The following is a 5,713-nucleotide window of genomic DNA, read 5'->3' as shown; positions in this document are numbered from 1 at the left end:
CCAGCTTGCTGGCGATGGCGATTTCGAAAACGCCATCGTCGGTAAGTCACTTGCGTGGCTTAAAAGGTGGCGTATTCGACATTTAAGTCAAAATATTATTGTCGTAATCTCGATCTCGTTGAAGCCCATTCCCCACTGAGATCACCGCCATGACCATCGTCAAAGCCGCTGCCGTCCAGATCGCACCTGTGCTCTACAGCCGTGAAGGTACTGTAGAAAAGGTCGTCGACAAGATCCGTGAACTCGGCGAGAAAGGCGTGCAGTTCGCCGTTTTCCCGGAAACCATCGTGCCGTACTACCCGTACTTTTCCTTTGTGCAGGCGCCGTTCGAAATGGGTTCCGAGCACTACAAATTGCTCGATCAGGCTGTCGTCGTGCCTTCCGCGACCACCGATGCCATTGGCAAAGCCGCCAAGGACGCCAATATGGTGGTGTCCATCGGCGTCAACGAGCGCGATGGCAGTACCCTGTACAACACGCAATTGCTGTTCGATGCGGACGGCACCCTGATTCAGGCCCGTCGCAAGATTTCACCGACCTATCATGAGCGCATGATCTGGGGCATGGGCGATGGTTCCGGCCTGCGCGCAACCGACAGCGCTGTTGGCCGCATTGGTCAACTGGCCTGCTGGGAACACTACAATCCGCTGGCGCGTTACGCCCTGATCGAAGACGGCGAACAGATTCACGCCTCGATGTACCCCGGTTCGTTCGCCGGTGAGCGGTTCACCCGCCAGATGGAAGTCAGCATCCGCATGCACGCGCTGGAATCGGCGTGCTTCGTGGTGAACTCGACGGCCTGGTTGTACCCGGATCAGCAGGCGCAAATCATGGCTGACACCGGTTGCGGCATTGGTCCGATCTCCGGTGGTTGCTACACAGCGATCATCGATCCGCAAGGTGAAGTCGTCGGCGCACTGACCGAAGGTGAAGGCGAAGTCATTGCCGACATCGACTTGTTCCAGATCGAAGTGCGTAAGCGTCAGATGGATGGGCGCGGCCACTACAGCCGTCCGGAAATCCTCAGCCTGAACATCGACCGCACACCGCATCGCCATGTGCATGAGCGCAACTTGCAGCCGAAGCTGGCCGTCACTGCGCAAGCGGAAGAGGTGTGATCATGAAAGTCATGGTCATCGGAACGCTCAAGCCCTGACCGCCAGGTGATCTTTCTGATGACCGTCGACTCGGTCGCAAAGGCTGACACGTTGCTCAAGGCATTGCCGCTGGGGGGGGCGCCAATGCCGGCCATAAAACTGACCTGAATCAACCCGAATGGCACGGCAATACACAGGGGGATGGCCGTTTGTCATGCGTATGGTTATGCTCGCAACGTTTTGCATTTGCCTATCATTAACAACCACAGTGAAGTCATGAGCCAATCAGAGACGCGTGCGACTGCCCTTGCGCTGTATCCGGAAGATTCCCGCGAGGCCGCGGCGCTGCTCAAACAAGCCATTCCGCTGATGGTTCGTCACAACATTCCACCCAATCCGGTGCATTACGCGCTGTGGTACACCTACAGCAAAGGTCTGGACCCCGAACTCAATCGTCATCTGGACCGGGTGGTCAAAGACTTCGATTGCTTCCCACCGGAATCCGCCACCCGGCTTTTCCGCGACTACATCATTCGCGACGAGCTGGAAGAGGCTCGCGCCGGGCAGCAACAGGCGATCAATCTGGTGGACGACATGCAGCGCGACGTTTCGCGCAGCGTCGAGGGCAATCTCAACTTTCAGAGCAGTCTGGGACGTTGCCTGGAAATGCTCGAGTCGCCCGTCAATGAGCGCTTGCCGGGCATTTTGAGTGAGCTGCAACAAAGCACCCAACTGATGCACAGTCAGCAGGAACAGTTCCTCTCCCAACTGCACTCGGCCCAGAGCGAGATCAAGAGCCTGCGCAGCAAGCTTGAGCGTGCACAACTGGCGGCCACGCTCGATGGCCTGACCGAATTGCTCAACCGTACCGCGTTTACCCGTTTGCTGGAGCAGGCGCTGAGCAGTGAGTCCCAGGGCGTCGCGCTGGTCATGCTGGATATCGACCACTTCAAGCAATTCAATGATCAGTACGGTCACCCGTTGGGCGACCGAGTGCTGCAGCATGTCGGGCAGGTGTTGCGCAGTTCGCTGCCACCCGACGCCACGGCGGCGCGTTACGGTGGTGAAGAGTTCTGCGTGATTCTGCAACACTGCGCCGACCTGGCGAGTGCCGCTGTTTTTGCTGAGCAACTGCGGGTGAAAGTACAATCGTTGCGGATCAAGGCGCGGGTTGATGGCAAGGTGCTCGATACAATCACGGCGTCCTTTGGCGTGGCTTTCGCGCAACCCGGCGAGAATATGGACAGCCTCCTGACCCGTGCCGATGACGCGCTCTACCAGGCCAAGCGTGCTGGGCGGAACCGGGTGCATCGTTAAGCGCTGAAACGCCTTTCAAAGCGCCGGCCCGATCTATTTGCTGCGGGGTTTGTGCATCGTCGTCATCCTAGTCGGCGTTATCGGACTCAAGCGGGTCACGGGAAAACCGAGAAGTTTTGAAATAAGGCAATTTGCTGGCCCCGAAGCCCGAAAGTTACAGACAGAATCACTTTAATTTCAGGTGGTTAGGGCTGGCTTTAAATGCGCAATGTATGGATTAAGCTGATTTCGTTAGGCCTGGCGGGCATCGCCGTCTCCGCCCAGGCCAAAGACCTTCAAGCCAATGACCGGTATATGTGCAGCTGGGGCGCGGGCACTGCAGCCAGAGCCCAGGAACTCAAACTGGCCGGCGTTTCGCTGTACGCCGCCCGCCAGAAATTACAGACCTACAAGTTCAGCAAACCGTGGATGCGCATGACAGCCATGGGTATTACCGAGCAAACCTACGACAGCCCGTCGCGGATCAAACCTGCGGCACTGCGCCAGAGTTTCTACGAAGATTGCGTGCGCTTTAAGTTGGCGCGCAAATGACCGAGTGACCTACAACCCGTCTTCCATCAGCTTCAGATACTCCGGGCTGTCGGAGATCGAATTGTGCCCCACGCCAGGAATAACCTTCAGGGTCGCCACACCTTTGGCGAAATGCCCGTAGAGTTTTTCTGTGCTGGAGGGCGGGATGACTTCATCCTGCCCGGCTGTCAGCAACAGCGTCGGTATCGAGATGTGCCTGGCGTACTTCCACGATTCGAACTTGTCCTGCAGCAGCCACTTAACCGGGAATATCGGGTACTGGCGGACGGCGAGCTCTTCAAGGCTGTTGTAGGGCGTGATCAGGATCAGTCTGGAGGCCGGGCGCTGGCTGGCGAGGCGCGCGGCGACGCCGGATCCCAGGCTGCGGCCGACCACGGCGATGTGGGGATGGGTGTCGTAGACTTTGTCGAACAAAGTCAGGGCATCGCGGGAAATCGCCTCTTCGGAAGGTGAGCCGGTGCTGCCACCGAAGCCCCGGTAGTGCAGCAAGTACAGGGCATGGTCGGGGAATGCCTGGGAAAACACGGGCAGGTTGCGCGAAACGTCCTCGGCATTTCCACCAAAATAGATCAGTGCATTTGGCCCGTCATGCGGTTTGACGGTGACCTGCACCTGCGCGTCCGCCACCGATAGCGTGAGCAGCGTTTCGGGCGCCCCAAGCGCGGCGGGTTGCGGGAAGTAGATCAGGGCACGCTGGAACACGAACAGCGCGACGCAGAGCGCCAGGTACAACGCGGTAACGATGACGACGAGATACATCAGGGTGCGCGACATTCGGCTAACGTGAGTGGGTGGCATTGACTGCTCTGGGCCTGACGACCGCGACGGCTTGATCGCTTTCAGAGTGTAGTTGAATCACGGCGGGCCCCTTGGTGGTGTGGTTTTTGAGGGGGCATATCCATTACCGCAGCAACGGACATGCCCCCAACCGCCCAAACACCAACCAGCCCTCAGTTAGTATCCAGATCCACGTTCTTGGTCTCACGCAGACAGATCATCCCCACCACCAGGCTCACCGCAGTAATCACCACCGGGTACCAAAGCCCATAGAAAATGTCCCCGGTGTACACCACCAACGCGAACGACACCGTCGGCAAGAACCCGCCAAACCAACCGTTGCCGATGTGATACGGCAGGGACATCGAGGTATAGCGAATGCGCGTCGGAAACAGCTCGACCATCAACGCCGCCAGCGGCCCGTAGCACATGGCCGAGATGATGATCAGCGCGACGATCAGCGCCACGATCATCGGTTTGTTGATCAACTGGACGTCGGCTTTTGACGGATACCCGGCCAGGGTCACCGCACCCCGCAGGGCCGCTTCGTCAAAGCCTTCAAGCCTCACGTCACCAACGCTGACCTGTACGCCGCTGCCGGCCGGGGCCGCTTCGCTGCTGTAGGGCAGGCCCTGTTTCACCAGGAAGGTTTTGACCTTGTCGCACGGGCTGTCAAATTTCGCCTTGCCCACCGGATCAAACTGGAAGGTGCAGGTCGCCGGGTCGGCCAGTACGGTAATCGGTGCCTGACGGCTGGCCTGGTCGATCGCCGGGTTGGCGTAATGAGCCAGGGTCTTGAAGATCGGGAAGTACAGCGCGGTGGCCAGCAACAGGCCGATCATCAGCACCGGTTTGCGCCCGACCTTGTCCGACAGCCAACCGAAGAAAATGAAGAACGGCGCGCCGATGATCACGCTGACGATCAGCAGGCTGTTGGCCAGGGCCGGGTCCATTTTCAGGAACTGGGTGAGGAAGAACAGCACGTAGAACTGCGCCGCATAAAACGTCACCGCTTGCCCGGCGTTGATGCTGAACAACGCGATCAGCACGACCTTGAGGTTTTCCCATTTGCCGAAGGAGTCACGCAGTGGCGATTTGCAGAGTTTGCCTTCCTCTTTCATTTTCACGAACGCAGGCGATTCGTGCAGGCTCAGGCGAATCCAGGTCGAGATGCCCAGCAGCACGATGGAAAACAGAAACGGAATCCGCCAGCCCCAGACTTCAAACTGGTCACCGGTGAAGTAGCGGCAACCCAGCACCACGAGCAACGACAGCAGCAGGCCGAGGGTCGCGGTGGACTGAATCCAGCTGGTGTGGAATCCGCGTTTGCCGATGGGCGCGTGTTCGGCGACATAGGTCGCAGCGCCGCCGTACTCACCGCCCAGGGCCAGGCCCTGAAGCATGCGCAGGACCACGAGGATGATTGGCGCGGCGATGCCGATGCTCGCGTAAGTCGGCAGCAACCCGACGCAAAACGTCGCGACCCCCATGAGGACGATGGTGGCGAGGAAGGTGTATTTGCGCCCGATCATGTCTCCCAGCCGCCCGAACACCAGTGCACCGAAGGGCCGCACGATAAAGCCGGCAGCGAACGCCATCAGTGCAAAAATGAACGCGGTGGTGTCGTTGACCCCGGCGAAAAACTGTTTGCTGATCACCGCCGCGAGGGCGCCGTAGAGGAAAAAGTCGTACCACTCGAACACTGTTCCCAGTGACGAAGCGAAGATGACTTTGCGGGTGTCACGGCTGGCATCGGTGCTGCGCGTGATTTCCAGAGATTGAACGTGTTCTGACATATCGGTATCCCTCACAGTGATTGTTTTTGTTGTTCCACTGTCGGCACCAGCCTTGTGGGCGGGTGCCGCTACTGTCCGTGCATCGGGTGACATCGATGTTGATTGATCCGCCGCTATCGCCGGCAAGCCGGCTCCTACAGTTGATCTTTGTCGTTCATATTTCTTGTGCCCTACCTACAACCCTTGTAGGAGCCA

Annotated in this window: 5 protein-coding genes; 3 read left to right on the top strand and 2 right to left on the bottom strand. The window is 58.7% G+C overall.

Annotated features, from left to right (window positions below; translation table 11 throughout):
- Positions 1 to 149: 149 nt before the first annotated feature.
- The 3 genes from PMI32_RS07380 to PMI32_RS07390 all read left to right on the top strand — a co-directional run bounded on the left by PMI32_RS07380 (position 150) and on the right by PMI32_RS07390 (position 2,945).
- On the top strand, positions 150 to 1,118 hold the full coding sequence (locus tag PMI32_RS07380) for a nitrilase-related carbon-nitrogen hydrolase (RefSeq protein ID WP_008032535.1): 969 nt from the start codon (positions 150 to 152) through the stop codon (positions 1,116 to 1,118).
- A 255-nt stretch (positions 1,119 to 1,373) separates the two neighbouring features.
- Positions 1,374 to 2,414, top strand: coding sequence for a GGDEF domain-containing protein (locus PMI32_RS07385; RefSeq protein WP_238541036.1), 1,041 nt, complete (start codon positions 1,374 to 1,376; stop codon positions 2,412 to 2,414).
- Positions 2,415 to 2,615: 201 nt separating this feature from the next.
- Positions 2,616 to 2,945 (top strand): hypothetical protein, encoded by a 330-nt coding sequence (locus tag PMI32_RS07390; RefSeq protein WP_008032532.1) that lies wholly within the window; start codon positions 2,616 to 2,618, stop codon positions 2,943 to 2,945.
- Between the two features lie 9 nt (positions 2,946 to 2,954).
- Here PMI32_RS07390 and PMI32_RS07395 read toward each other — a convergent pair whose 3' ends face one another.
- Positions 2,955 to 3,743 carry an alpha/beta hydrolase gene (locus PMI32_RS07395; RefSeq protein ID WP_008032529.1) on the bottom strand — a complete coding sequence of 263 codons (789 nt, stop codon included), beginning with the start codon at positions 3,741 to 3,743 and terminating at the stop codon, positions 2,955 to 2,957.
- A gap of 152 nt (positions 3,744 to 3,895) precedes the next feature.
- Positions 3,896 to 5,518 carry an MFS transporter gene (locus PMI32_RS07400; RefSeq protein ID WP_008032527.1) on the bottom strand — a complete coding sequence of 541 codons (1,623 nt, stop codon included), beginning with the start codon at positions 5,516 to 5,518 and terminating at the stop codon, positions 3,896 to 3,898.
- Positions 5,519 to 5,713: the final 195 nt, after the last annotated feature.

The organism is Pseudomonas sp. GM60 (assembly GCF_000282415.1).
GTDB lineage: Bacteria > Pseudomonadota > Gammaproteobacteria > Pseudomonadales > Pseudomonadaceae > Aquipseudomonas > Aquipseudomonas migulae.
The sequence above is the reverse complement of the archived record's forward strand: the minus strand, read 5'-3'. Positions and strand labels throughout refer to the sequence as shown.

Coding starts and splice junctions, on each gene's coding strand:
- PMI32_RS07380 (WP_008032535.1), top strand. CDS start 150: ATGACCATCGTCAAAGCCGCTGCCGTCCAGATCGCACCTGTGCTCTAC.
- PMI32_RS07385 (WP_238541036.1), top strand. CDS start 1,374: ATGAGCCAATCAGAGACGCGTGCGACTGCCCTTGCGCTGTATCCGGAA.
- PMI32_RS07390 (WP_008032532.1), top strand. CDS start 2,616: ATGCGCAATGTATGGATTAAGCTGATTTCGTTAGGCCTGGCGGGCATC.
- PMI32_RS07400 (WP_008032527.1), bottom strand. CDS start 5,518: ATGTCAGAACACGTTCAATCTCTGGAAATCACGCGCAGCACCGATGCC.
- PMI32_RS07395 (WP_008032529.1), bottom strand. CDS start 3,743: ATGCCACCCACTCACGTTAGCCGAATGTCGCGCACCCTGATGTATCTC.